We start from the raw sequence: 26,139 nt of genomic DNA on the forward strand, positions 1-26,139 counted from the left end.
CTTTATCGACGGTTCTTACGAGCACGTGCACGGCGTTGCTTTTTCTCTTCTTCTTTAGCGGCTTTTTTCGCCTCTGCAGCAGCGCGAAGCTCAGCAACCATTTGCTCTTCTTCTTCACGCATAGCCGGTGTCTCCATGGTAATACGACCAATAATGCCATCGCGTAATTCGTTGATAAGAATTTCAGACATTTTGTAAGTATCGATTTGATTACCACCGCGGATACAACCACGCTTTTTACCTGCCATTTCAACAAACTCCCAGTCAGACTCCGGTAGCTCATCAATTTTATAGCGGCTTTTTAAAAGTTCTGGGTATGCTTGCAATAAATATTCAGCGGTGTAACTTGCCACTTCTTCGTAGTCGATAGCGGTATCACGAATAGCGCCAGTTGCCCCTAAACGATAACCAGAGTTTTCGTTCTCTACTTTAGGCCATAACATACCCGGTGTGTCGTAAAGCATAATGCCATCGTCAAGCTTAATACGTTGCTGCGCTTTGGTTACCGCAGGTTCATTACCTGTTTTTGCCACGATACGGCCAGCTAAGGTATTAATAAGAGTTGATTTACCAACGTTTGGAATACCCATGATCATGGCTTTAATTTGTTTATCAGCGCCTACTTTATGGGGCACTAATTTTTTACAAAGCTCATTAATACGATGTACTTCACCCGCTTTATCATTACCAAAATCAATCGCTTTCACGCCACTTTGCTGCTCAAAGTAGTCTTTCCACGCTTGCGTTAACTTAGGATCAGCCAAGTCCGCCTTGTTCATGATTTTGATCACCGGCTTGTCGCCACGCAGCGCAGTAACCATTGGGTTTTCACTACTATAAGGAATACGGGCATCAAGTACCTCAATGATCACATCCATCTGTGGCATGATTTCTTTAATTTCGTTTCGGGCTTTGTTCATGTGACCCGGGAACCACTGGATGGCCATTTTTAACTCCTACAAGATAATTTCACGGTATTTTAACTGGCTCGGCAACGAATTGCGCTATAATGACGCAAATTTTTTCAAGTAAGCAGTTATGGCTCTTAAATCAACCATTATTAAAGCGCAATTATCGTTAAGCGATATGGATCGCCACATTTATCAAGATTTCAATTTAACACTGGCACAACACCCATCAGAAACCGAGCAACGCTTGATGATCCGCTTGTTGGCTTTTGCGCTAAATGCCCGTGAAGGCTTAGAGTTTACAAAAGGTTTATGCGCCGATGATGAGCCTGAGCTTTGGCACATTAACTATAGCGAAGAAATTGAATTATGGGTTGAGCTTGGGCTACCAGACGAAAAACGCCTGAAAAAAGCCTGCAATAAGTCGAAGCAAGTTGTTTTATATACCTACGGCGAAAATAACCAAGCGATTTGGTGGCAAAAACATCAACCTAAGTTGTATGATTTTAAAAACTTAAGTATTTTTAGTCTCGATTATGCCGCGACTCAGGCATTAGCCGACTTAGCTGATCGCAATATTAAGCTCACTATTACCATTCAAGATGGTGAATTATGGGTTAGCTCAGATACAGCAAATATCGAAATTAAACCGCAACAGTTAATGTAAGGAATGCGATGGCAATTAGGCAAGTTGTAGTATTACACGGACTTTATATGTCAGGCTTTGTGATGCGCCCACTGTGCGCGCGCCTTGAAAAGTCAGGTCTAAAAATACTCAATTTGACCTATAACACGCTCTCTCCCGATAGAGCGGCAATTTTCGATAAGATTGATCGCTTTATCGGTGGTAAACCTACCGCCTTAGTTTGCCATTCTATGGGCGGCTTGGTTGCTCGCGCTTACTTAGAGGCCAATTCTCTTCAAAGTCGCCATGTCGAAAAGGTGATCACCTTAGGCACCCCGCATAAAGGCAGTCATATTGCTAAGCAAATGCAGCAAAAGGGCTTTGAAATGCTGTTAAAAAATAGCGTGGAGTTTTTATTATCTGAGAATGGCGATTGGCCGTTTAATGCCAAGCTTTATAGTATTGCCGGTGACTTACCAATAGGGCTAATGCCACTGATTGCTAAAGGCAGTGTCTCTGATGGTACAGTTTTGATAGATGAAACCAAACTCAATGGCATGGCAGAACATAAGGTGTTTCATTTGAGTCACACCAGTATGATCTACTCACGCCAAGTGATGGATTACATTATTAAGCTTATAAATCAAAGTGAGTGATACTTTAATCTTCAGCACTTGCAGCCACTTTATATGAGATTAAAACAATGATCCCTAAGATCAATGGTACAGGTGCAGCAATATAGCCGAAGGTATCAAAGTTTGCGAAGCTAGCACCTGCTAGATGACCTACCAAACCGATAACAAATGCAAGTAATGCAATCACTACAACAACTATTTCAGCTTTGCTTTCTTTAACTGTTTTACCGTCCATTTTTCTTCTCCTGGTTAAATGCGGTAAAGTCATTATGCGCTTCTGGTTCGTTGTTTTTTTGACCTAAATCAAGTTCTAAATCGGCCAATTTATCAGCGAGTATAAACCTTGTTTTAGATCATACTTTCTGCCTAATTTTTGAATATTTGCAAAATAAGGTAGATTTTTTGCCCAGTTGACCCAAGTCTATATAAAAGTGATTCAAAGTTATGTTGATAGTGCACAAATGGATAAAACCAGCCTTTGATAGCTAAAACCTATCACTGTGTTCGAATTAAACCATTTTACAGATTAACCACGATGGCTAATACTTAACACCAAGCACTAGCAAGTAAACACTTAACGGTTTTTTTAAGGAGCAATCTATGTCACAGGTAAATGCAATTGGTTTAAACAGCGCAAAAAGTGAAGACATCGTAAATTCACTAAACTCTTTACTAAGCTGCTACCAAATTCAATATATGAACGCACGCGGCTTTCATTGGAATATCAAAGGTCGTAACTTTTTTGAATTACACCTTAAATTTGAAGAAATTTATAACTTACTACTTGAGAAAGTAGATGAGATTGCAGAGCGTATTTTAACGTTAGGCGGTACACCGGTACATGCATTCTCTGAGTACATCGAAGATAGCAAGATCAGTGAAGCTAAAAATATCACTGAAGGTACTGCTGCAGTAGAAAACCTTTTAGCAGGTTACAGCACGCTTATTCAAATGCAGCGTGAAATCCTTGCACAAGCCGGTGATGCAGATGACGAAGGTACAGCATCGCTAATGGGCGACTACATTAAAGAACAAGAGAAACTTGTTTGGATGTTAAAAGCCTACCTTGATTAATATTTAGAATTGACACGAAAAAGCCCTCAAATGAGGGCTTTTTTATATTCAGAAAGTATTACCTTAACCACTTTCTTAAATTTTCGTACTCGGGTCTTGCTTGAAAAAAGCTTTCAGCATCTGGGTGAAAATTAATATCCATTTCTACACCAGACCAAACTGTCTCTAATAAATTGCGAGCAATGATATTCGCTTTAATATAATCAACGCGTTTGTAACCCCGCGCTTTTACAGCCTGAAAGTAAGTCTTTGCAATCTCAATACTATCTGCAGTTGCTAATTCAAATTGTTCCAAATTAACCACAGCATACTGAATTGAATTTTCAGGGTACTTCATGATTTCTTGACCGACTTCAATACTAAATGAAGCAACGGCTTCTTTATTAAAGCTGCCACTAACTTCCACATAAATCACTGGCGGCTCAACAAAATAACGCCAATCACCATGGGCTTTAAACATGCTCACCCCTTTGAAATACAACTTAAGTTTACGCTTATAAAATTTATTTACTTATTTATCTAAGCCTTAATTCGGTAATAAAGCAATAAAAAACGCCATTTCTAATGCCTTTTCCTCAAGGCTTTTAAAGCGACCCGATGCGCCGCCATGGCCTGCATCCATGTCGGTTTTAAACACCAAAATGTTGTCATCGGTTTTAAGTTCACGCAGCTTAGCAACCCATTTCATTGGCTCCCAGTATTGCACTTGAGAGTCGTGGAACCCCGTGGTAACAAGAATATTAGGGTAAGCCTGCGGATTAATATTATCGTATGGCGAGTACGCCTGAATCACATCATAAAACGCAGGATCATTTGGGTTACCCCATTCGTCATATTCATTGGTCGTCAGTGGAATACTCTCATCAAGCATAGTGGTTAGCACATCTAAAAATGGTACATGACAACCAATACCTAAATAAAGCTCAGGTGCTTGGTTAACCACAGCGCCCATTAATAAGCCACCTGCACTGCCACCAGACGCAAATACTTTTTCTGGGTGTGCATAGCCTTGCTCTGTAAGCGCATGAGTAACATCAATAAAATCGCTAAAGCTATTTTGCTTATTTTGCTTTTTACCTTGCTCATACCAATGACGACCTAGCATTTCGCCGCCACGAATATGTGCAATCACATAAACAAAGCCGCGGTCAAGCAAGCTTAGTGAGCTACTTGAAAAGCTAGGATCGATGGTAATACCGTACGCGCCATAGCCATATTGCAACAGCGGGTTAGTACCATCTTTATTAAATTTATCAATACGATAAACCAAAGAAACCGGCACTTGCTCACCATCTCTTGCGGTAACCATTAAGCGTTCTGAGCGATAATGCTCTGGATTAAAATCCCCGAGCACTTGCTGTTGTTTTAATAAGGTTTTGTTACCTGTTTTTAAATCAACATCATACAAAGAACCTGGCGTCGTTAAGCTTGAATAGTAAATACGCGCAGAGCTCACATTCGGCTCTGGATTCATTGCAATAGCAGCATAATAACAAGGGTCATCAAACTCTAAAGTAAGACGCTCTGCTTGCTGATCCACCACCACAAAACGTGTTTGACCAAGCTCTCGCTCGGTGAGGATAAGGTAGTCATTGAAAATTTCGACCCCTTCTAGCAACACGTTCTCGCGATGCGGTGTATGCTCCTGCCAAAGACTTTTATCGGCAATGGTGCTTTGCGTCGCGGTCATTAAACGAAAGTTTTTCGCTTGCCAGTTGGTAACAATGTAAAAGGTATCACCTAGCTTATCGACATCAAACTCATGGCCTTCTTCGCGTGGCATTAAGGCGCTAAATTCACCCCCAGGGTTATTGGCATCAAGCACCCAAGTATCGTTTGTTTCTGTGGTCGCAAGGTCAATAATAATAAGGCTTTCATCGCGGCTTTTGCCAAGCCCCATAAAGAAGCTTTTATCTTGCTCTTCATAAACAAGTACGTCATCGGCTTGCGGGGTGCCTAAAACATGGCGGTAAACCTGAAAACCCAATAAGGTTTGCAGGTCTTTTTTCACATAAAACACCGTTTTGTTATCATTAGCCCACACCACTTGACCTTCGGTGTATTCCAGCACATCACTAAACATCTCACCGCTGGCGATATTTTTAAAACGCACGGTATAAATACGGCGACCTTCGGTGTCTTCAGAGTAAGCAAGTAACTGCTCATCAGGGCTAATAGCCACTTCGCCTAATTCATAAAATTCGTAATCGCCGGCTAATTGATTTACATCTAACAACAAGGTCTTATCGCGCGCTTCTATTGAGCTGCTGCGATAATGGCGTGCATATTCATCGTCACCACGTACTTCTGAGTGATACCAATATTGGCCATCTTTCACGGGTACCGTGTTGTCGTCTTTTACAATACGGTCTTTTAACTCATTAAATAGCTGTTCGCGCAGTGGTTTTATGTCGGTAAGTTGTTTATCGCAATAATCGTTTTCGGCATTTAAATGCGCTAATACATCTGCATTTTCGCGCTCATCATCACGCATCCAATAATAATTATCGGTGCGAGTCAGTTGGTGAGTAGTTAATTGCTGAGGCTGTTTTTTTGCAACAGGAGGATGCGCTAATAAAGACAAAGAATACGAATTTGACGACACAAGAAAAAACCAAAATAAAAAACGAATTGCTAGCAGTTTATCACAGAATTATACCAATCAGCTTAATTAAGTAGTCTATTTTGAGGCAATAAAACCTCGTTGATAACAAGGCAAAAATTTCGTTATTTAGTTGTTCTAAATGAGAAATTTTTAACGCAGTTAGCGACAGGTTTAATCCCTCAAAATGATTAAGTATTATTGCGGGTTGGTATTAAAAAAGCCCACTCAAATTGAGTGGGCTAAGCAATGCTAAAATAAATAGCATTTAGGGGGAAACTGTTAATGCGATACTTGCTGCCAAGCCATAGCCCAGCTTTTTCCTACACCTGGCTCAAACAGCGGGTTGTGTGAATCTTTAACACGACAAAACTCGCTAAATGGCCACGGTTTGCACATATAAATATGGCCCGTTTTTGGCTGCAGTACTTTAACACCTGCACTGTAATCGCTGCATGCTTGTGGGTAGACATAGTCATAATCTTGCAGACTATCTTGCACTCGCTCTTTACATTTTGCGATGCAATTAAACGCCACTTTTACATGCGTAATGCCCGACCCTTCAAGGGCATAAATTTGGTTTGAACGGTACGCAACCACTAAACCTTGTTCAGTCATTTTGCCCGCTTTTACCAGCGGAACATGCACGTTTATATGCTCGGCAACAGAACGTGGCCAATTATGAGGCTCACCCTGATCGGAACTGCTGATCGGGTATTCGAATGATAAATCGACTAGCTCTCCTTGCATGTCATAAAAGGTTACAATCACCCTATCTCCAACAAACAGTTGGGTATGATGATTTAAGCAACCAATCGGCAACCACTTCCCGGAGGCCATTGACGTATGCATAAACAAAATATCACCCTAAGAACAACTAATAGGCATTTAACAACCGAACAAAATAAATACTTTTAGTTTGAGGCAAGTGAACCAAAGCACTAGATTATGTGCTTATCAGCGGTCCCGCTATCATAGTTTAAAACCTTAGACCGGAAACTTTGCGTCCTAACCTTTCAGTTAGTTTGCCAAAAACAAGACTGAGTATAATCGTGACCGAACCACAAATCAAACAAAAGAATGTAACCAAACGTCTTATATAGCAAATAGTTACTAGCAAATGCGTTAGGTACAAAAAAGCCAACCTATTGGTTGGCTTTTTCGCAAATGGGTTGTTAATCCCTTGCTAGCTTTCTCCTGGTCGCTACTCGGTGCCCTGCACGAAATACATTCAAGAAGCCATTACCCACATCACTCATTACAATATATAAACAAGGTACTAGTACTAAAGTGATTAGAGTTGCAAACATAACCGCAAAACCAAGTGCAACCGCCATTGGAATTACAAATTTAGCTTGCAAGCTGGTTTCGAACATAATAGGTAGTACACCGGCAAAGGTTGTAATTGATGTCAGGGTGATTGCTCTAAAGCGCGCACAACCTGCTTCAATAACTGCTTGGCGAGTTGAAATACCTTCGCGGCGTGCTTGGTTTACAAAGTCGGTCATAACTAACGAATCATTAATTACAACACCCGCTGCAGCAATCAAGCCAAAGCCCGACATCAAGCTAATATCTAGCCCAAACCAGAAGTGACCCCAAATTGCACCGGTTAAGCTAAATGGAATAACCGACATAACAATTAGAGGCTGCGAATAGCTCTTAAGCGGCACTGCAAGCAAGATATACACTAAAATCATACCGCCGATGAAGAACATGATTTGCTCATTAGCTTGCGCTTGTTGTTCTTCAATAGAACCACCTAGCTCAGTTTTAACTGAGGGGTATTCCTCTTTTAACTGCGGTAATAAGTTCTCGTCCACTTGCTTAACCACTTCACCCGGTTCAATTGCTTCTTCATCGATACTGCCGTAGATATACACAGTACGATAGCCACCTTCACGGCGAATATAGCTAATACCAGGTTTTTCGTTCAGTTCTACAACATCACCCAGCATCACCTCTTGGCCTGCAGGCGTTGTGATAACGGCATGCTTTAATGATGCAAACGCTTCACGTGTTAGTTTCGGGTAACGAACCATAACACGCACTTCTTCACCGCGACGAATAACACGCTGAGCTTCACCACCGTAGAAGCTTGCGCCTACTTGGTTAGCAATGTTGGCAAGGTCTAAACCTAGATCATATGCAACAGGTTTTAAGCTTAATTGCACCTCTTTGCTCGCCGGATCGATAGTCGAACTAATATCAAATAAGCCTTTTTGCTGTTGTAGTAGTTGGATAAAACGACGACCTGCCTCATTTAAGGTATCGATATCTGGGCCGTAAAGTAAGTAACCAAACTCACCATCCATACCACCGCCATTTACATCATCGTAAATTTGCAGCGATTTCACACCTGGGATACTTGGCATTTGTTCACGCCAACGACGAGATAATTCGAATGCGTTATACGGGCGAAGCTCTTCATCTACCAGCGGAGCAAGTAATTGTGCTTCAGTACGACCTTGGTTGAACACTAAGATATCGCGAATTAGCTTTTGACCAAATTCTCGTTCTGTCTCTTGGTCTACCTTGTTAACCATGGCTTCGATTTCACGAATAGCATTAATCGTTTGCATATCCGAGGCATTTTCATTCATTTCTAAACGAATTTGCGGGAAGTCATGAGGTACTTTTGGTGTTGGTACCACACGCACTTGGTTTGATGAAATTAAGCCAAACGTCAAAATCAATAAACCGATAAACGCAAATAGCACAAACCAACGCCACTCCACACACAGCTCAATAAAACGCTTATATGGGCCATTTACAAAGTTAAAGAAACGTTTGTTAAAACGCGCTCGCCAACTATTTTGATTAATTGGCGGAAACTTAGTGTGGGCAATGTGTGCCGGTAAAATAAGTTTCGATTCAATCAAACTGAATATCAGACACAGAATAACCACCACGGCGATACCGAAGAAAAATGCACTCTCTGGGCCACTTGATAGAGTAAATGGTGCAAATACAGCAATCGTTGTTAAAACACCAAATGTTGCTGGGGTAGCAACGCGTTTTGCGCCATTTACGACATTTACAACACCACCGCCTTTTTTCTCAATTTCGGTGTAGGCACTTTCCCCTATGACGATGGCATCATCGACCACGATCCCGAGTACCATAATAAAGGCAAATAACGACACGATATTAATACTGATACCAAATAATGGCATCATCATCATTGCACCTAAGAAACACACAGGTAAACCAATCATTACCCAAAGTGCCAACTTAAAGCGCAAGAAGATAGACAACATAATGGCAACCAAGATAGCCCCTTGGAATAAATTGCTTTTCATCATGTCTAAACGGGCATTTAGGTAGTAAGTCATGTCCATTAATGGCTCAAGACGCAGGCCCGCCGGTAGCTCTTTATTCTTTTGCTCAATGAACGCTTTAACTGAATCAGCAACCGGGATCATGTTTTGTTCTTTGGTTGCTTTTACTGATAAATAAACGGCATTTTCACCATTAAATTTAAAGTAGCGCTCACCTTCTGTGAATTGGTCTTTAATCACAGCGATGTCGTTTAGCAGCACTTTCGCGCCATTAGCACCAATTTTTACTGGGATCTGGCGGAACTCATCACCGCTGTAGTATTGATTTTCAACACGTACCGAGATAATACCTGCGTCAGTACGTAGTTGACCTGCCGAGATATTCGCAGAGTAACGACGTACTGCACTTGCCACCTCACTTAAAGTAAGGTTGTATTGACGTAGTGAATCAGGGTCAATTTCAATTGCAATTTCATCAAGTGGTACATCGTTTTGCACCAGTGACACATTGGATAATTGCAGTAATTCATCTTCAATTTTATTTGCAACTGGCTTTAACTCAGTAAGTGGAATATCACCTACTAGCGTCATACCAATCACATCTTGGCGAAACTCAACCTGACTAATCGTCACCGGCTCCATTCCCGCAGGGAAAGTCGCAATACTGTCTACCCGTAGCTTCACTTTATCGAGTACATCAGTAAGTTCTGCATCAGTGTTGATCTCTAAACTTGCACGGCCACTATTTCGAAATGAGCGATATACACCACGTTTAATCTCGGTTACATCTTTTAGTGACTCTTCAATTTTAATCAGAATACTTTCTTCGATTTCCTGTGGTGAGGCCCCCGGATAATTGGCTTGTACTTCAATATAGTTAATTTCAACATTTGGGAACATCTGGCGCTGAATAGTGAAATAACTAATGATCCCCATGATGATGATAAACACCATCATTAAGTTAGCAGCGACCGAGTTATTGGCAAAATAAGCTATAAGGCCAGACTGTTTTTCTGTGTTTGTATCAGTCATAGTGCTACCTTAAAGCTTTTCAACCGCTGCAGTTTCTGCATCGCTTGTCATTTCTTTCATTCCAGCAACCTTCACTTCCATACCCTCTTGCGGGTACTCAGGCAGCGTCAGAACCAACTGGTCATTCACTTCAAGGCCATCACTAATGTAGAAGTACTCACCTTCTTCACGCACTACGGTTACTTTACGTGGTTCAAGTTTATTCTCGTCGTTCACAATCCACACCGTTTGGTTATTCACTAAAGACTGTGGTAAACGGTAGATGTTTTGTAGTGTTGCACCGGCAAAGCTCACTTGTACGTAAGCACCAAATTTAATAGGTTGTACGTCGTGCTTTAAGCCGTATGGGTCATCAACACGAACAACTAAATTGCTCATACGCGTCGCGTTGTCAACAACGCCTAGGTCACGGTCAATTTCGGCTTCACGAGTAAAGCTGTTTAAGCCTTTATTGATAATGGTCGCCTTTACGCCTTTTAAGCGTTTTGGCAAAAATACACTATCGAAACCAGCAATTGGTACAATGATTTCCGCACTTTCAATATTATTAATTTCAGCAACTTGGCTGCCTACATTAATGTATTGGCCGACACCAATTTCACGGCTGATCACCAGCGCATCGTAAGGTGCTTTTACCTCACAGCGAGCAAGGTCACGTTCGGCACGTTTTAATGCCGCTTGCGCTGATTTAACAGCAGCTTGCGCGCTTAAAACTTGAGGTTTACGTAGGAATAAGTCGGTGCGCTCACGTTCTGGGTAACGTCTTGCTTCATCCTCTGCCACTTTAGCTTGTGCTTGCTCTTCGATCAGTGCCGCTTGAGCACTAGCAAGTGACGCTTCAGCTTGTAGTACAGCTGCTTCGTAGTTGTCTTTTTCGATGGTAAATAACACTTCACCGCGAGCTACGATGCCACCCGCAACAAAGTTTGGGTGCCAGCTTGTAACTTCACCAGCCACTTGCGAGGCAAGTAAAGTACTTTCAAGAGGTTTCACTTCACCGTAACTGTTAATAATCACTTGATGATCATCACTTGCTACCGGCTCAACCTGTACTAAAGGACGCACATCAACTACATCCTTGTCTTTAGGCTCTTGAGCAATCGCGTTGATTGCCTTAAAACCAGCAACACCAACGATTAATGCAACAAACGGTAATATCCATTTTAATAAACTTGTGCGCATAACTTACACCTATAAAACTTTCACTGGCTCTATCATACCAAAGCTGACAGAAACATTAATGTGACATTTGTAAGGAACTGTTACAAAAACAGATAAATTGGCAACACAAAAACCAAAACTTATCTAAGAACAATTTGTTACAAACAAAAGTTACTTAATATCAAAAACTTACAAAATCACCTTCACGCTTGTTAACAAACAGTCTTTTATCAAGGGGTTAATTCATTAAACTTGATTGAGAAATAATTAAAGGAACGAGTTAACAATGAAAATAACAAACATTGCGCTGGCACTAAGCTTAGCGTTTGCCATGAATGGCCATGCCGCTGAAGCGAAAAAAGAAGAAAAGAAGCCAAAAACACTGGCTGAAATGATCAAAGATAAAAGCGAGTTTGCCGGTGTTTTCAGCATTTACCAAGATGCGAAAACCGGCGATAACTTAATGGTGATCGACCAATCTCAACTTGATACACCATTTGTGTATTTTGCTCACACTGTTGATGGTGTTACTGATGCAGGTCACTTCAGAGGGGCATACCGTGAGACAAAACTAATTGAGTTTCGTAAATATTTTGACCGCATTGATATTATAAGCAAAACACCACGCTATAAATTTGATGAAAACTCAGCCCTAGCACGCTCTGCCGATGCCAACATCAGCGAAGCTGTGCTTGCGAGTATTAAAATCGAAAAAGAAGAAGACGGTAAAATTGCTTTTAATGTTGATAAGCTCTTTTTAAGTGAAGCACTGCATAAAGTGTCACCTTGGGCGAACCCAAAAGATAAAAATGCCAGCAAGCGCTTTAAACTTGGTAAGTTAAACGACAAAAAATCGCGAATCGTTAAACAGCGCCCTTACCCAAATAACCTAGATGTTGTAGTGGATTATGTATTTTCTAATGCCAACCCAACAGTACGAGGTTCAAAAGCTGTAAGCGACCCTCGTAATGTTTCAATTAAAGTACAGCATTCATTTGTCGCGTTACCGAAAAATGATTATCAAGCTCGCCAAGATGACGCGCGTATTGGTTATTTCACTAACGAATTCGACAATATGACATCAGCAGATTGGGCACCTTATGAAGATGTCATCAAGCGCTGGGACTTACAAAAGAAAGACCCATCAGCTGCACTTTCAGAGCCAGTTAAACCGATTACTTGGTGGATTGAAAATACAACACCAGTTGAGTGGCGAGACACTATTCGTGATGCCGTGCTCACGTGGAATAGCTCATTTGAAAAAGCGGGCTTTAAAAACGCCATCGAAGTAAAAGTACAACCTGATGACGCTGATTGGGATGCGGGCGATATTAACTACAACGTATTACGTTGGACTGCATCACCACGCCCTCCATTTGGCGGTTATGGTCCTGCCCTTGCGAACCCATTAACCGGTGAAATATTAGGCTCTGACATCATGTTAGAGTACGTTTTCATGAAAAACCGTTGGATGTACGACACCTTATACACTCAAGGTGCAGCCACGCTTGAAACTAGCCAAAGCAGCACAGACTTACATTGCTCATTGGGTCACAGCATTCAAGAAAACATGCTACTTGCTAAAGGCTTAGGCACAGGTGCGAGCATTGAAGACAAAGAGATTTTACGCCAAGGCTTAACTCAGCTTGTTTTACACGAAGTGGGCCATACCCTTGGTCTTAACCACAATATGAAATCATCTATCCTGTGGGATGAAAAAGAAGTTCACGATAAGAGTAAAACGCAAGGTATCGTAACAGGATCAGTTATGGACTATGCACCAGCAAACATTGCCCCTATTGGCATGCAACAAGGTGATATCTTCCAAACAAAACCTGGCCCTTACGATGATTGGGCGATTGAGTACGGCTACAGCCAAGCATTGGCTGATAAAGCAGCTGAGCAGAAGCGCCTTGAAAAAATTCTCGCTCGCTCATCTGAGCATGCTTTAGCTTTTGGTAATGATGCTGATGATATGCGTGCCCCAGGCCGCCATATCGACCCACGTGTAATGATTGGTGATATGTCATCTAACCCTGCCGCATATGCTGATGATCGTATGGAACTTATCAATAAGCTGTTTACTGAACTTAAAGACAATGCCACGGTTAATGGTGAGTCATACCAGCAGCTAGTTACCTCAGCGAACATTTTATTTAGAAGCTACAGAACACAAGCAGGCGTGGTATCTCGTCAAATTGGTGGTGTTTATGTAGAACGTAATGTGGTGGGCGATGACAAAAATGGGGCACCATTTACGCCAGTGCCACTTGAGCGCCAGCAACATGCAATGCAAGTATTAGCCGACAAAGTATTCTCGCCAAATGTGCTTGCTAGCATGCAGCCACTGTATAACTACCTGCTACAGCAGCGTCGTGGTTTTAATCATTATGGTAAGAACGAAGACCCTAAACCACATGGCATGATTTTAGGTATGCAAAAGCTGGTACTTGCTCAGTTGTTACACCCAGCGGTCATGCTGCGTATTTCAGATAGTGCGATGTATGGCAACGAGTATTCACTTAACCAATTTATGAATGACTTAACAGCAAGCATTTTTGTAGACAGCAAAAAAGCAAATAGCCTAAGTCACAATCTACAAGTTGAATATGTGAATCAGCTAATCGCGATTGCTGGTTTAGGTAAAGCCAGCAAGCACGATAACCTAGCCAAAGCAGCTGCACTTTATCAGTTAAATCAAATTGCTGATATGAGCGTACCATGGGGTGCAGACACCGCAGCTAAAGCACATAAGCAATATATCGATCGCTTAATTAGTAAAGCCCTTGAAGCATAAGTAAAACAACACAAAAAAGGCTGCCAATTGGCAGCCTTTTGTTTTTTAGTTTAAGCCATTGCAGGGCGCGATTTATAATACTGAATACACCCTAGTTGTGCGGCATTAGTCAGTAGAATCATTACAAAGGTCAGAATGTGAGACACACTCGGTGTCGCCATAGCAAGTTCGGCAGCGAGGCCGCAGCTTCCAGCAACAAACTGTAGGCTAAAGTAGCGCGCACTTAAATTACTAATATCACCACTTTTAATGGTTTTATAAGTCTGCGGCATAACACGAATAGAGCTCATGACTAAACCTACATAGGTTAGCCAGTTAAGCACCGTTGCTGTTTCATAATGAGGGTTAAGCAACAAACCAAAAGGCACGACCGACATGGCTAATAACCCAGCTAGCTGCATGCGTTGCTTTCGCGCAGCGTTGTAACGAACAAAGTAGTAAAGAATCACACCACTTAGCATGCCGGTAACAACAAACGGCAAAACCATGTAAAAACGCTGAAAAAACAGGTTAAAGGTGATGAAATATAAACTTTGCGCGACACCAAAGCTCATCATTAACAGCGAAACGCCCGACACACTGCGATTTTTACGGATCTTATTTAAAAGCGGATAAAAGCTAAACGCTAAAATAAAGCATGAAATAATCGGCAAAAAGTGCGCCAAAACAGACCTCTCTCGTTACAATTTAGTTAATAAGTTAGCAGTTTATAAATTACCCATAAAATTACAGTAAACACCTGTTTTTAAAGCAATTTAAAAGAGCGCGGCATTGTAATGAGAGCGCTTTAGAATGCAATAAAGAATAAAAAATAAACAACAGTCTATTGGCAAGATATCCGTACAAGCTGTTTACAGCTGATGACACTAACGACTAACTTGAATAATTAATGTGATCTGGGTACATTGATTAAATAGTGCTCAGGAGGGTTAGGCCATGAAGTCAATATTATATGCGCTTGTTTTAAGTACTTTTTTAGTTGGATGCAAGAGTACAAAACAACAAGCAACGCCACCACCGAGTGTGGCCAGCTTACTCAATGCAGCACACTTTAAACACGTTGAACTTAGCGACCCAGAGCTCTTTACGCTCCCTGCAGATGAGCAAAAACGTTTTCTTAATTATTTTACCAAACGTCAAGGTGGTGATTTAAGGGATGACCAAATCCTATATCACTATTTAGAAAATAAGCTCACCAATTTTAATTACTTTAGCGCCACACTCAATGCCCAGCAGACTCTTCAAGGTCATCAAGGTAACTGTATTAGCTTAGCAATTTTAACCCATGCTTATGCTCAACTAGCAGGACTTCAAACAGGCTTTCAAGCGGTCTCCAGTGAGCCTGTTTATAGCAAACAAAATAACATCGTGTATGTATCGGGCCATTTTCGCACCAAAGTCTACGCCCCTTTAAATGAGGACGATAATTACTTGGTGCCGCCAGGCACAGTAATCGATTACTTTCCTGCTCGTGGTAGTTTTTACTCTGGTCGCGCTGAATTAAAAGACTTAATTAGCCGTTATTACAGTAATTTAGCTGCAAAAGCACTGGCCTTGAAACAATTCGACTTAAGCTATAGTTATATATTAAAAGCCAATGAATACACCCCAAATGCAGTAGCACTTTATAATCTAGCTGCCGTTTTACATCGCCAAGCGGATGATTTAGCTGGAGCAAAACATATTTATCAAACAGCAATACAGCATGGCTTTAGCGATACAAATTTACTACATAATTACGCAGTGCTGGCCGAGCAACTGAATGATCAAGTTTTGGCAGAGCAGCTCAATTCACAGTTGGCGATGCTAGAGCAGGATCCATTCGAGTTACTGGCAACGGCAATTAACGCCCGTAACAATGGCAAGCTTCTCAAGGCAAAGCAACAACTTGAAGATGCTATTGCATTAGCCCCTTATTTATCTGAACCCTATATCGAATTAGCGATTATTAGTTTTCAGCAAGGTAATGAAAAAAGCACTAAGGAGTGGCTAGAAAAAGCCATTGAGATAGAAAATAAAGACGAAAAACTGGCGCTATATCACGCCAAGCTTTTCGCCTTAAAAGACCAACACTAGGCTATAACGAGTAATAGAAGCTTAGCCAAGCCCGTAAATCATTTTCAAAGTCGTCGCCTTCTACCCGGGCGACGCCAAAATCAAGGTTTACATCGTTCAAACCAGCGGGCCCCATACCAAAGCTAAAGTCACCTTGCCACTTGAGACCATAACTTTGTGCATAGACTCGGTTATCAACTTGATGTTGCTGATAATAAAGCCAAGGTAATGAATCTTTGTAACTAATGCCCCCGCCATACCCTTTATAGCGGTTACCTACTTGACTAATAAACGGCAACTCTGGGGCAACAACAAAGCCGCTTTGCGTGTCATTATTAATTAAGTTTGACTCATAACCACCAAGCGAAAGGGTACTGTCATCGCGATATTGCTGTGCAAAATTAACATAAACAGGAATATCAAAAGCATAACCGCTCAATACGGTGGCAAAGTTATAGCCCTGCCAATTATTCGAGTCGGCATCACCGGATAGCCACTGGGCACTCACAGACTGAGAAAAACCATATCGCTGTCTATCATGTTGCCATTTTTGCTCAAGTCCAAGGGTTAACCATTGATCATCCCCCTTACTAAAATCACTGTAGTTATAGCTCAAACTCGGTGTAATTCTAAGCTGCTGAAACTGCAATGGGTAACTCATGGCTAAATGCGCCCCAGTGTTACTTATCTTCACCGGTATTTGTGAATGGTACTGTTTTGCCGATTCAAGGTCGTAATCAAATAACAGCGCTTTAAATTTTAAATCAAACGCTGAGTACTTAGCGGCCGCGAACACCCCTTCTAATGCTTTGTCATGTAAATCAGCACTGTAGCCTGCTTGTAAATCAAGCTGCTTTAAAAAGTCGTTACTTTTGACCCCTAGGGTTAGCAGTGAAGATGAGGCTGAATAATACTGAGATGCCAGCGAAAAAGTCGGCTTTTGCTGCCAAATATCATAATCGGCTGGCTCAGTTGGGCTTTGCGGGTAGATTTTCGCCTCAGGTAATACTTCGCTCGTTACCTGACCTCGTGGTGGCGCCGCACTTTTAGCAAATTCAACAACCTCTAATCCTTGTGGTTGCTCAGCAAAATGCTTGATATTCGGCCCTTCTGCAGTGATCGATAAATACAAAAGTTCACCATTATTCATTGCCATTGGATGTGCAACAGCTTCTTGACCTTGCGTTAATTGGCGTAGTGAATTGCTTTGTAGATCATAATGATATAAATCGAGAGCGGTATTTTTACCGGCAACAAAATAAAGCCCTTTGCCATTGGCTTGCCAATTAGGTTGTGACACATACTGATAGCCCTCTGGCATTGGTACAGTAAGTGATTTTTGGGATCTTAAATCTTGTATATACAACTGCCAATTAGCATTCAATGTCGCTTTTAAATAGGCAAGTTGCGTTTTATTAGGGCTTAGTGATGGATAGTCATAAACCGTTTCTAGGCTTTTCTCAAATAAAGGCGTAGCGACACCCGTATTGAGGTCAAGGCGCACTAGCTCCGAGAAACCATGCTTCGTTTGCTCAGCATAAACCGTTTGCCCGTTATCACTGATACTAAAGCGGCGCAGCCCTGCATGATGGCTTAATGCAGTTACTTTACCTGTATCAATATCATAGCGGTATAGATCAGAAATACCTTGAATTGAGCCTTTAGCAACAGTTGTTGTGGCAGTGAAAAACAATGTATTTTCGTCTAACCACTGCGGGTTTTTTATACCCTGCCTATTAATTTGGTGAAGCACATGTTTTTGCTTTCGTTTAAATACACTGGGGGCTTTATCTGCAATATCAGCAGGGTCATCATCGAGTAACGCTTGTTGCTGCTTCGCAAAATCATCAGCAGCCTGTTGATTGTCATCAGTGCTATAAATGACTAAACGGGTTTCGTCATCTTTGTTGCGCTCGACAATGGCAAGCTTACTGTTATCTAAACTTAAAACAGGGTTCGAAGCGTATAGATCAAGCTCCAACCAAAGCTTACTTGTAAGTGTTTGCTCACTTACCTCTTTAGCCATTGCTTTATAAGTATATTCTGCAATAAAACGGCGGTAGAGGCGTTCAGGTGAATCACCAAATACTCCGCTAAAGGCCTCATTAAAATCACGCGCTTTAACCGCTTGCATGCGCGTCCAAACTGCATCAAGGGTTTGCGCTGAATAGTTCTCTTCCAGCCAAGCAAGAAAACGAGATCCCATTAAATACGCCATTGAGCCAGCTAAATAGCCCCCTTCGGTACTACTTAATTGGCTATATTGTGGCAATGCACCTTGCTGGGCAAATTCAACCAGTATTGCCTCTGAAAGGTTATCGTATAAACGACCCCGCCCTGTCATTTTCGACTCAAGTAAGGTTGCATACCCTTCAGCAGCCCAGCGCGGCATTTCGCCTTCAACTAAGTCGTAAATATCCCAACTATTACGAATAGCTTGGCGCACGTCACTTCGAGTAGGCTGAGCAAGGTGCACCAGATGAATATATTCGTGCAAAATTAATAACTGCTGCCAACCATCGGTGTTAGAAATCACCGTATCGGATTGTGGAGGCGTGGTAAACAAAGCCATTAGAGGTTTGTTAGTCACCGGCAAAGCAAAGCCATTGGAGGCGTTAAATGGGTCAAAAACCAGAACATCGACCACTTCATCAAGAGCACGGTTTTGCTGTTTTAGTACCTTATCGCGAACAATTTCAAGCTCTGTTGCCGCTGAACGGGCCCATTGCTGATTCTCAGTACTAAAATGCACATTAAAGTGCTCGGTATGAATAGTTTGCCAAGTCTCTTGGCTTGAAGCGTGGCTAGCAGCAAGTAGTGCCACAGTTAACAGGGCTTTTTTCATCACAATCCTTGATTAGCAAGTTGCTTAATTTAAGAATTAGTATGCGATGCTTTTTTAAAAGGCTGAAGTTAAAAAGTGTAAGAAATTACTCGATTTTAATTGGGCGAACCAAGCCTAGTAATTGATAAATAATAAAAATAGTCACGGCAAACATCAGGCTACTTCTTAATGCACCGAGTCCCGCAATGACTAAAGCTGCGGTTACGAGTAAAGCAATTGCTGTAACGGCAACACTCACACATAAGCCCTTACACTCCTGCTGCGAACGTGCATAACAAAGTAAAGCAACAACACCTGAAATAGCTAGAATAGGTAGTAAATAAATCATTGCGCACCCGTGATTATTGACGTTGCGCTAGTATACCTCAATATTAAAACGAATCAATGGTATTGAGAATTATTTTCATTTAAAACCAGTTCCGCTCAACGCCTTCTATTTCATGTAGGGCGAAATCAGCAAACTGCTCAGCCAGTTCCGCTTTTAAGTAAGGCATTGATACATAACCAGAAGCCAGTTGTATATACAAGCTTTTAAGCTGTGATCGGCGCATTAAATAAGTGCTTATTGTGGTGACGCTTTGTGCTTTATAGATTTCAAAAACACGATACTGCACACCTAGCATGCCGGTTTTAAATACGGCAAAAAAACGGCCGTCATGTTGATACATAGCCAAACCCGTTTTTTGATAATTCAAAAACACACCGATCATCAAAACTAAGCCCACGACAATGCTCCACAGCATCGTAGCAGTATCAAATAAGGCGTTGAAAATTAAAGCAGAGAATACAGTAGGTAGGATCACATAGAAAAACGTATTTTTATAAAGTAAAGCTCGCTCAGGCTTAATAAAGTTAAGCTCTGTTAAATCAACAAACCATGGAAATAACCAGCCACACACGGCTTGCACTTGCTCTTTAGTGATTACTGGCATCACTAACGTTTGTTTATTTTTATGTGCCGCAACCCCAGCAGCCATACCACCACTACTCACTTGTGGGCAAATTAAGGTATAGCGATTAAGGAGCCTAGCAATAATATTTTGTTTGATTTGCACACTTTGAATTTTCGACACGCTGATCGAGAGTTGCTGGCGCTCAAATAAACCTGCCACACGCTTAAACTTATCGTCCTGAAAATACAGCTGAAAGTTAAAAAAGCGCACTAAGGCCATGACAACAGAAAGTAAAATGGCACATAAAACAATGGCAACAACCATAATTAACACAGCGATTGCAGCTGCGCTGCCAACAAAAGCAGCTTGCTCATTCAGTATGGCCTCTAGGCGGTTTATGATAGTTTTTTCGAGGTACTCAAAAATCACATTCATAAATGGAGCAAGTGCGGCCAATGCCAATATTGCCATGTTCGACATCAAACCAAACTTAGCAATTTCAGCATTGCTGATCGTTAAGGTTTTCGGCGTATCTGCTGCTTCGCTCTGCTCAACAGGTAGCTGCTCTTGCTGTTGTAACTGAGCCTTAAATTCCATAACTTGTTCACGAACTTGCTCAGCATAGCTAAGCTTTACTCCCGGGATAACAGCTTCTTGAGCACTACTACCGGCAGCATCGAAAATACAATTAACCAAATTAACCGGCTGAAAATAAAAAGGCTCGGCAATGTTTACGTTCTGTACTCGAGCAAATTTTAGGGTTAGCCGCTCTTTTTTGAATACCCCTTTATTGAGCAGTATTTCGTGACCATCTGTTATGCGGTATTTAAAATTACGATAATAAGCAAAGGCATACAGCACTAAAACTAAAGAGGCTACGGCAACAGCTATTTGCCCCCAAAACAGCTTTTGCTCAACTTGCGTAACAAATAACACCAAAATTGGCAGTAAATTAAGTAGCCCATCTTTTATGAAACGCAGTGCAAAGTGAACAATAAAATACAGTAGCGCCCATGGCGACACGCGTTGCCATTGTTGATCACTCATCGGCAAGCTCATTTTCTTGAGTTGCTGCATTATCACCATAACTTTGCACGAACTGGCGAACATCATTGCATTGTTCGTCAGTTAACCCACTGATATGTAAATCAGCACTCATGCCACCCGCACTGTAAAGCCTGAGTGTTGCGAGTCCTAACTTTCGCTCAATTGGGCCGCGATGAATTTCGGTGTGTTGCACGCGAGAAATAGGCAATAAAGTGATTTGTTGCCAAATTAAACCTCGCTTAAAGGCAATATCATGCTCTCTTACTGCCACCCCTTTAGCGCGAACGCTGTAAAGGTTGAAAACCATCGACAGTATTACCAACAATGGCAAAACCAAAAGCCAAGGTGTAGTAATGGCTTCGCTAATGGCTGGATTAAAGTGCCGTACTGCAATGATCACGGCCATTAAAGGCACGTAAAATAACAACCAATTTAGTTGTACATGCCATATCGCATTATCAGCAAGTGGTTGGAATTGAATCGTTTGATGCTTTGGAAGGGTTTCTATTTGTTGATTACTAAACACGGTAATTCCTTGTAAAGGCCAGCGGTGCCGGCCTTACGTGCTAAATTATACCCAGCGTAGTTTTGTTGCAAGTGTGTGGCTTGCTCCTGGTGCAAGTTCAACACTATCATCAAGGACATTAGCCGCTTCTAAGCACAGCATGACGTGGTATTCGTCATCCGCAAAATTAGAAAGACGTTTTGATTTATCAATCCATGGGTTCCAAAGTACACAGGATGTTGAATTTTCGCGACCTACTTCAATAATGCCATCAGGTGTAATGATACGTTGAGTGTCTTTTGCTTCGGTGTAAACCATGTCTGTTTCACGTGCAAACGACACTAACTCATTTTGCTCAAATGGACCTTCAGCAAATTCAATGTATTTGGCGCCTTGTAGACCATCTACTTTTGTTTCTTCAATTGCTGGTGTTGGGAAGTACGTGTGCAGTGCTTGAGTAAACTGTACAGTTTGGTTATCTAAGTTCGTGGTTGTTAAACGCATCTCTAAGCTAGAGGTTAAAATAAACTCAGCCAATAACTTAGTTTTATAAGGCCAATACTTTTCATCAACTTGCGTCATCGGCAAAGACAAGCTGATATAAATAGAATCGTCTTGTTCTTTCACTTCTTCTGCGCGCCATAAACTTGTGCGAGCAACACCATGAGCTGGCCAGCCTTCATGTTGGCTTACTCCGAACCATGGCCAACAAATCGGAATACCGCCTCGCACACCTTTGCCTTCTTGGTAATCTTCTAATTCTGAGACCCATAATAGTGGCTTTTTATCGGTTGGCGTGAACTCAGTGATCTGCGCACCTTGCAGAAAAATAGTTGCGCTACAAAACTCACTAGCAACTTTAATAAATTCAAGCCCGGTTTCACTTTGCTCAATCGTAACTGATGGCGATAACTTCATAATTCGTCCCATTTAATGAAAGAAAAATCCACCTTACCCAATGCAGTGGCTTTTAGTAAATAATATTTAGTTATTTGTATAAATTGTTTTACTACAAAGTGATGGTGTCACCTCGTAGTTGCATTTTAAGTGTTAACAACAATTACTCCATCTAAATTTTAACTTTTGCTTTTTAATTTCTGCTCTAATTATTTTAAAAGCACAAAAACAACCTTTATGGCCATAAATTATAAGCAATATAGTCATTATTTATTTGAACTCAATTTATTAGATGTGTAAAATTTTTTGATTGCGGTTGCTCCACGCCGCCTTATTTAAGAGACAGAAACATGCAAAAGTATGACGAGCTACTAGTGTCGCTGCGTAAAGTGATCAGAGCCATCGACCTTCATTCAAAACAGCTCAATAAAACCTCTGGCTTAACAGGCCCACAATTACTGATTATGAACGAGGTTGCACAAACCGATGGCATAACCGCTAGTCGCATTGCACAAAATGTAAATCTAAGCCCAGCGACGGTTACTAATATCTTAGACCGTATAGAAAATCGTAACCTGATCACTCGTGTACGTAGCCAATTAGATAAACGCCGAGTTAGTTTGCATCTCACAGAAGCGGGTAAACAGCTACTAGATCAAGCACCTCAGCCTCTGCAAGAACACTTCATTGAAAAGTTCTCAGCACTCGATGAGTGGGAGCAAAGCTTACTACTTTCATCAATGCAACGTATTGCCGCAATGATGGATGCAGATCAGCTTGATGCTTCACCTCTGCTTGAAGTTGGCGCAATCACCAAGACATTAGAACCACAGTAAAAATTAAAACTGATTGATTAATATTAATTTTCTGTGTCGAGTCTTGGGTTCAGCATGATTATCAACTATGCTTGGTAGTACCCATTCCAACACTAGCGAAAATTCATGCTTAAACTATCAAAGTTAGCCCTCGCAATAGCCTTGGGCACAACTTCAAGTCTTAGTCAGGCATCTGAAATTGATGACCTTCAAAAGCAGCTGCAATTGCTGAAACAGCAAATGCAACAACTGCAAAGCAAACTTGATGCTGCCGAAGAAAAATCGCAGCAACAAGCCGAAAAACAAGCGCAGATTGATGCACAAGTAGCAAAACAGCAAAAGCAACTTGAGCAACAAACAGCAGCTGTTGAAGCTCCTAAAAAAGAATCTGGCATTAAGGTCGGGGGTGCAGTACGTACCAACTTCAGCCATACATCTTATAACGATGGTAATAAAAACCGCGGTGGTGACTTCGATTTTGACATCTTCAGGCTAAATTTTGCAGGCGATGTCGGTGATGTACAGCTTAACGCTGAGATCCGTTTTTTCGATTACATGACTGCAGTTAAGTATGCTTATGCCGCCTATGATTTTGCCGAAGACTGGCAAGTCCAGGCAGGTATTACCAAAGTGCCTTTTGGTAACTGGCCTTATAATTCACACAACTACTTCTTTGGCACCACTTACTATATTGGTCTTGAAGATGACCACGATCTGGGTGTGCTATTCAAGCGCAAAATTGCTGACAACTGGCAAATTGATCTTGGCTTTTTCAAAAATGATGAGCTAGGTGGTGTTGATGGTTACGTAAGCGACAGAAGCGACCGCTACTCATATGATGTTGTTGGTTTCCGCTCAGCTGATGATGGTATCTATGCCGAACCAACCAATGCGATTGGTGAGTACAACACCTTCTCTGGTCGTTATGGTTATCACTTTGAGCATGATGGCGGCACTACCGAGTTAGGTGTTTCTGCGTTATCGGGTGGCTTGCATGACGGTGAAGATAAAGCCGGCGATTACTACGCTTGGGCTGTGCACTTAAACAGTACTATTGGTCCATGGAATTTCCAGCTCCAGCATGGTGAGTATAACTACGATATCGACAACGTCGACCGTATGGCCGTGGGTGCTTATGCGTTTTACGATAGTATTGCCGCAGAAGCGACCATGACTAATGCTAATATCGCTTACAGCCTGCCTGTAGAGTGGGGCCCGGTAACAAACCTGCAGTTTTATAATGACTACGGCATCATTTATGACAAGTCAGATAACAGCGAAGATACATGGATGAATGTAACTGGTGTATCTGTTGCCGCAGGTGGCTTATTCACTTACTTTGATTTTGTACAAGCGAAAAACCAGCCATTTGTTGGTGGTTCAATCGCTGGCGACAGCGACGAGACTGAAACCCGCTTCAATATCAATATAGGTTATTACTTCTAAGATACGCTTAATTAAGTGAAAGCAAGGAGCTGGCCTCCTTGCTTTTTTATTTACTCGAAACCACACTACAACCTCACGCTACCCTTAACGTTCATTCATTACTAGCAAACTTCTTACTTCACTCCCAAGTAGTCCACTATGCTTAAGGCTAAGGTCCGATCTGTACCTTTAGTAAAAACATTTTCTAGCTATACAAATGAAAATCATTATTATATAGCACCATTCTAAGCCCGATTTATTGTTAAAAGCTGTATAGCAGCTTTGCTTGATTATCACTTAGAAATTATGGGTATAACCCTATGACAACATCAACTACCCCGTGCATTTACTCTAAAGACGTTGCTGAGGAACATATTCATGCCAATACTCGAGCTACTTTCTCGAGCTGAAAAGCTAAAACAAGCGATAAGCATCATAACCGATGATATTGATCATCATTTATTAGCGCTAGCGCCTAGTGCTGATTTAGATAACTATAAAAAGTTTTTAACCTTACAGTATGCTTACCAGTTAGAATTAAAAGGCCTCTACGAGCATGCTGGTTTACATCAATATATAGATAACTTACATGATCGTACGCGATTATCTTTAATCAAGCAGGACTTAGACGATTTAAAGCACCCATTACCAAATCATCAACAGTACCCCTGCCGCTTTCAAAATGCCGACTTTGCCTATGTACTTGGTTGGCTGTATGTAATTGAAGGAGCGCAATTTTCTGCAGCTACATTAGGCAAACAGGTAGAAGCTGAGCTAAAGTTAAATAATCAACGTGGTGCACGCTACCTTGCTAAAGCAAGTGAATACTCTAAAGACTGTCAACTAAATCATCTTATTGATAACCTTGAGCTCTGTGAACAGCAACAAGCCACCTTGATAGAGGGTGCCGAGCAAGCACTGCAACGATTTAAGTTTTATCAGGCCCAACTTTATTGATGAATGTGAGAGCGGCGTTTACCGCCTATAAAAATGGCTGCTATCAGTTACTCGGATTATTGATGGTGGGTTTAGGTATCATAGGTATTGCATTACCTGTGATGCCGACGACTATCTTTTTTATACTAGCATTGGCGTGCTTTACCCGCTCATCACCCAAGCTTTCTGCCTGGCTGCTAAACCACCCCAGATACGGCCAACCGTTAAGGTTTTGGCAAGAGCATAAGGTTGTCCCTACCCGTGCTAAGTTATTAGCAGGTTTTGGTATGGCTATCGGATATGCTTTTTTACTACTAAGTGCCGCGCCAATTTGGGTGATGTATTTAGTAGCAGTGATTGAATTGAGCGTATTAGCCTATTTAATTAACCGCCCATCTGAGCCAAATAAACCAACCCTAATTCAAGTTAATATAACCACACAGATGCGCTTGATGTTGCTTGCTTGTTTTCTCAGTTCGCAACTAGCAGTTATGGCTTACCTCGCTATTCATTTCTAGCACAAAGAAATGTAAAGAACGTAAACCTGCTTGTTATCAGTAATACAAATCATTATCATATTTGTATCTTTAACGAATAAACCGCATT

Annotated in this window: 21 protein-coding genes, 1 pseudogene and 1 riboswitch; of the genes and pseudogenes, 9 read left to right on the forward strand and 13 right to left on the reverse strand. The window is 41.5% G+C overall.

Features of this window, described 5'->3' with window-relative positions; translation table 11 throughout:
- Window positions 1–2: 2 nt before the first annotated feature.
- Window positions 3–947, reverse strand: a complete 945-nt coding sequence (gene ylqF / locus NFU46_RS14695) for a ribosome biogenesis GTPase YlqF (RefSeq protein WP_054562949.1) — start codon at window positions 945–947, stop codon at window positions 3–5.
- 91 nt (window positions 948–1,038) lie between these two features.
- On the opposite strand from ylqF, the gene NFU46_RS14700 reads away from it, so the two are divergent.
- On the forward strand, window positions 1,039–1,575 hold the full coding sequence (locus NFU46_RS14700) for a YaeQ family protein (RefSeq protein ID WP_251602793.1): 537 nt from the start codon (window positions 1,039–1,041) through the stop codon (window positions 1,573–1,575).
- A gap of 8 nt (window positions 1,576–1,583) precedes the next feature.
- Window positions 1,584–2,189 (forward strand): lipase/acyltransferase domain-containing protein, encoded by a 606-nt coding sequence (locus NFU46_RS14705; RefSeq protein ID WP_062566321.1) that lies wholly within the window; start codon window positions 1,584–1,586, stop codon window positions 2,187–2,189.
- A 4-nt stretch (window positions 2,190–2,193) separates the two neighbouring features.
- On the opposite strand, the gene NFU46_RS14710 is transcribed toward NFU46_RS14705, so the two are convergent.
- Window positions 2,194–2,403 (reverse strand): hypothetical protein, encoded by a 210-nt coding sequence (locus NFU46_RS14710; protein WP_054562952.1) that lies wholly within the window; start codon window positions 2,401–2,403, stop codon window positions 2,194–2,196.
- Window positions 2,404–2,768: 365 nt separating this feature from the next.
- Here NFU46_RS14710 and NFU46_RS14715 point away from each other — a divergent pair, with 365 nt between their 5' ends.
- On the forward strand, window positions 2,769–3,242 hold the full coding sequence (locus NFU46_RS14715; protein WP_167658259.1) for a Dps family protein: 474 nt from the start codon (window positions 2,769–2,771) through the stop codon (window positions 3,240–3,242).
- Between the two features lie 58 nt (window positions 3,243–3,300).
- Here NFU46_RS14715 and NFU46_RS14720 read toward each other — a convergent pair whose 3' ends face one another.
- From NFU46_RS14720 to NFU46_RS14740, 5 genes are all read right to left on the reverse strand, one after another.
- Window positions 3,301–3,702, reverse strand: a complete 402-nt coding sequence (locus tag NFU46_RS14720) for a hypothetical protein (protein WP_251602795.1) — start codon at window positions 3,700–3,702, stop codon at window positions 3,301–3,303.
- A gap of 66 nt (window positions 3,703–3,768) precedes the next feature.
- Window positions 3,769–5,847 (reverse strand): S9 family peptidase, encoded by a 2,079-nt coding sequence (locus NFU46_RS14725; protein ID WP_251602797.1) that lies wholly within the window; start codon window positions 5,845–5,847, stop codon window positions 3,769–3,771.
- Window positions 5,848–6,126: 279 nt separating this feature from the next.
- On the reverse strand, window positions 6,127–6,696 hold the full coding sequence (locus tag NFU46_RS14730; RefSeq protein ID WP_055020585.1) for a hypothetical protein: 570 nt from the start codon (window positions 6,694–6,696) through the stop codon (window positions 6,127–6,129).
- A gap of 104 nt (window positions 6,697–6,800) precedes the next feature.
- Window positions 6,801–6,884, reverse strand: a riboswitch (cyclic di-GMP riboswitch).
- A gap of 135 nt (window positions 6,885–7,019) precedes the next feature.
- Window positions 7,020–10,157: an efflux RND transporter permease subunit gene (locus NFU46_RS14735; RefSeq protein ID WP_251602799.1), complete on the reverse strand. Its 3,138-nt coding sequence runs from the start codon at window positions 10,155–10,157 to the stop codon at window positions 7,020–7,022.
- A 9-nt stretch (window positions 10,158–10,166) separates the two neighbouring features.
- Window positions 10,167–11,339 (reverse strand): efflux RND transporter periplasmic adaptor subunit, encoded by a 1,173-nt coding sequence (locus NFU46_RS14740; RefSeq protein ID WP_054562957.1) that lies wholly within the window; start codon window positions 11,337–11,339, stop codon window positions 10,167–10,169.
- Between the two features lie 265 nt (window positions 11,340–11,604).
- Between NFU46_RS14740 and NFU46_RS14745 the strand changes: the two genes are divergently transcribed.
- A complete protein-coding gene (locus tag NFU46_RS14745; RefSeq protein WP_251602801.1) occupies window positions 11,605–14,115 on the forward strand; it encodes a zinc-dependent metalloprotease in 2,511 nt (836 codons plus the stop codon).
- Window positions 14,116–14,165: 50 nt separating this feature from the next.
- Here the strand turns inward: NFU46_RS14745 and NFU46_RS14750 are convergent, their stop codons facing one another.
- On the reverse strand, window positions 14,166–14,780 hold the full coding sequence (locus tag NFU46_RS14750; RefSeq protein ID WP_062566326.1) for a PQ-loop domain-containing transporter: 615 nt from the start codon (window positions 14,778–14,780) through the stop codon (window positions 14,166–14,168).
- A gap of 271 nt (window positions 14,781–15,051) precedes the next feature.
- Here NFU46_RS14750 and NFU46_RS14755 point away from each other — a divergent pair, with 271 nt between their 5' ends.
- Entirely contained in the window at window positions 15,052–16,191 is a 1,140-nt protein-coding gene (locus NFU46_RS14755; protein WP_251602803.1) for a lipopolysaccharide assembly protein LapB, read from the forward strand.
- 1 nt (window position 16,192) lies between these two features.
- Here NFU46_RS14755 and NFU46_RS14760 read toward each other — a convergent pair whose 3' ends face one another.
- From NFU46_RS14760 to NFU46_RS14780, 5 genes are all read right to left on the reverse strand, one after another.
- Window positions 16,193–19,015: a hypothetical protein gene (locus NFU46_RS14760; RefSeq protein WP_251602805.1), complete on the reverse strand. Its 2,823-nt coding sequence runs from the start codon at window positions 19,013–19,015 to the stop codon at window positions 16,193–16,195.
- A gap of 85 nt (window positions 19,016–19,100) precedes the next feature.
- Complete coding sequence (locus NFU46_RS14765; RefSeq protein WP_251602807.1) at window positions 19,101–19,343, reverse strand: hypothetical protein; 243 nt, start codon at window positions 19,341–19,343, stop codon at window positions 19,101–19,103.
- A gap of 79 nt (window positions 19,344–19,422) precedes the next feature.
- Complete coding sequence (locus NFU46_RS14770) at window positions 19,423–20,955, reverse strand: PH domain-containing protein (RefSeq protein WP_251602809.1); 1,533 nt, start codon at window positions 20,953–20,955, stop codon at window positions 19,423–19,425.
- Entirely contained in the window at window positions 20,948–21,481 is a 534-nt protein-coding gene (locus NFU46_RS14775; RefSeq protein WP_175079641.1) for a PH domain-containing protein, read from the reverse strand. The genes NFU46_RS14770 and NFU46_RS14775 overlap by 8 nt, the downstream gene beginning before the upstream one ends.
- Window positions 21,482–21,526: 45 nt before the next feature.
- Complete coding sequence (locus NFU46_RS14780; protein WP_130167351.1) at window positions 21,527–22,378, reverse strand: D-hexose-6-phosphate mutarotase; 852 nt, start codon at window positions 22,376–22,378, stop codon at window positions 21,527–21,529.
- A gap of 329 nt (window positions 22,379–22,707) precedes the next feature.
- Here NFU46_RS14780 and NFU46_RS14785 point away from each other — a divergent pair, with 329 nt between their 5' ends.
- The 4 genes and pseudogenes from NFU46_RS14785 to NFU46_RS14800 form a co-directional block, all read left to right on the forward strand.
- On the forward strand, window positions 22,708–23,193 hold the full coding sequence (locus NFU46_RS14785; protein WP_054562966.1) for a MarR family winged helix-turn-helix transcriptional regulator: 486 nt from the start codon (window positions 22,708–22,710) through the stop codon (window positions 23,191–23,193).
- A 105-nt stretch (window positions 23,194–23,298) separates the two neighbouring features.
- Window positions 23,299–24,618 (forward strand): porin, encoded by a 1,320-nt coding sequence (locus NFU46_RS14790; RefSeq protein ID WP_251602811.1) that lies wholly within the window; start codon window positions 23,299–23,301, stop codon window positions 24,616–24,618.
- 357 nt (window positions 24,619–24,975) lie between these two features.
- Complete coding sequence (locus tag NFU46_RS14795; protein WP_063529003.1) at window positions 24,976–25,554, forward strand: biliverdin-producing heme oxygenase; 579 nt, start codon at window positions 24,976–24,978, stop codon at window positions 25,552–25,554.
- A pseudogene (locus NFU46_RS14800) lies at window positions 25,554–25,943 on the forward strand (YbaN family protein); the annotation flags it as partial. The gene NFU46_RS14795 and the pseudogene NFU46_RS14800, both read left to right, overlap by 1 nt.
- Window positions 25,944–26,139 lie beyond the last annotated feature (196 nt).

Source organism: Pseudoalteromonas sp. NCCP-2140 (assembly GCF_023708065.1).
Taxonomy (GTDB): Bacteria; Pseudomonadota; Gammaproteobacteria; order Enterobacterales; family Alteromonadaceae; genus Pseudoalteromonas.

Excerpts from the sequence above, each read along its gene's own strand:
- NFU46_RS14795 (WP_063529003.1), top strand. The coding sequence starts at position 24,976 with ATGCCAATACTCGAGCTACTTTCTCGAGCTGAAAAGCTAAAACAAGCG.
- NFU46_RS14705 (WP_062566321.1), top strand. The coding sequence starts at position 1,584 with ATGGCAATTAGGCAAGTTGTAGTATTACACGGACTTTATATGTCAGGC.
- NFU46_RS14735 (WP_251602799.1), bottom strand. The coding sequence starts at position 10,157 with ATGACTGATACAAACACAGAAAAACAGTCTGGCCTTATAGCTTATTTT.
- NFU46_RS14780 (WP_130167351.1), bottom strand. The coding sequence starts at position 22,378 with ATGAAGTTATCGCCATCAGTTACGATTGAGCAAAGTGAAACCGGGCTT.
- NFU46_RS14730 (WP_055020585.1), bottom strand. The coding sequence starts at position 6,696 with ATGCATACGTCAATGGCCTCCGGGAAGTGGTTGCCGATTGGTTGCTTA.
- NFU46_RS14765 (WP_251602807.1), bottom strand. The coding sequence starts at position 19,343 with ATGATTTATTTACTACCTATTCTAGCTATTTCAGGTGTTGTTGCTTTA.
- NFU46_RS14720 (WP_251602795.1), bottom strand. The coding sequence starts at position 3,702 with ATGTTTAAAGCCCATGGTGATTGGCGTTATTTTGTTGAGCCGCCAGTG.
- NFU46_RS14785 (WP_054562966.1), top strand. The coding sequence starts at position 22,708 with ATGCAAAAGTATGACGAGCTACTAGTGTCGCTGCGTAAAGTGATCAGA.
- NFU46_RS14760 (WP_251602805.1), bottom strand. The coding sequence starts at position 19,015 with ATGAAAAAAGCCCTGTTAACTGTGGCACTACTTGCTGCTAGCCACGCT.
- NFU46_RS14755 (WP_251602803.1), top strand. The coding sequence starts at position 15,052 with ATGAAGTCAATATTATATGCGCTTGTTTTAAGTACTTTTTTAGTTGGA.
- NFU46_RS14770 (WP_251602809.1), bottom strand. The coding sequence starts at position 20,955 with ATGAGTGATCAACAATGGCAACGCGTGTCGCCATGGGCGCTACTGTAT.
- ylqF (WP_054562949.1), bottom strand. The coding sequence starts at position 947 with ATGGCCATCCAGTGGTTCCCGGGTCACATGAACAAAGCCCGAAACGAA.
- NFU46_RS14740 (WP_054562957.1), bottom strand. The coding sequence starts at position 11,339 with ATGCGCACAAGTTTATTAAAATGGATATTACCGTTTGTTGCATTAATC.
- NFU46_RS14715 (WP_167658259.1), top strand. The coding sequence starts at position 2,769 with ATGTCACAGGTAAATGCAATTGGTTTAAACAGCGCAAAAAGTGAAGAC.
- NFU46_RS14710 (WP_054562952.1), bottom strand. The coding sequence starts at position 2,403 with ATGGACGGTAAAACAGTTAAAGAAAGCAAAGCTGAAATAGTTGTTGTA.
- NFU46_RS14790 (WP_251602811.1), top strand. The coding sequence starts at position 23,299 with ATGCTTAAACTATCAAAGTTAGCCCTCGCAATAGCCTTGGGCACAACT.
- NFU46_RS14745 (WP_251602801.1), top strand. The coding sequence starts at position 11,605 with ATGAAAATAACAAACATTGCGCTGGCACTAAGCTTAGCGTTTGCCATG.
- NFU46_RS14700 (WP_251602793.1), top strand. The coding sequence starts at position 1,039 with ATGGCTCTTAAATCAACCATTATTAAAGCGCAATTATCGTTAAGCGAT.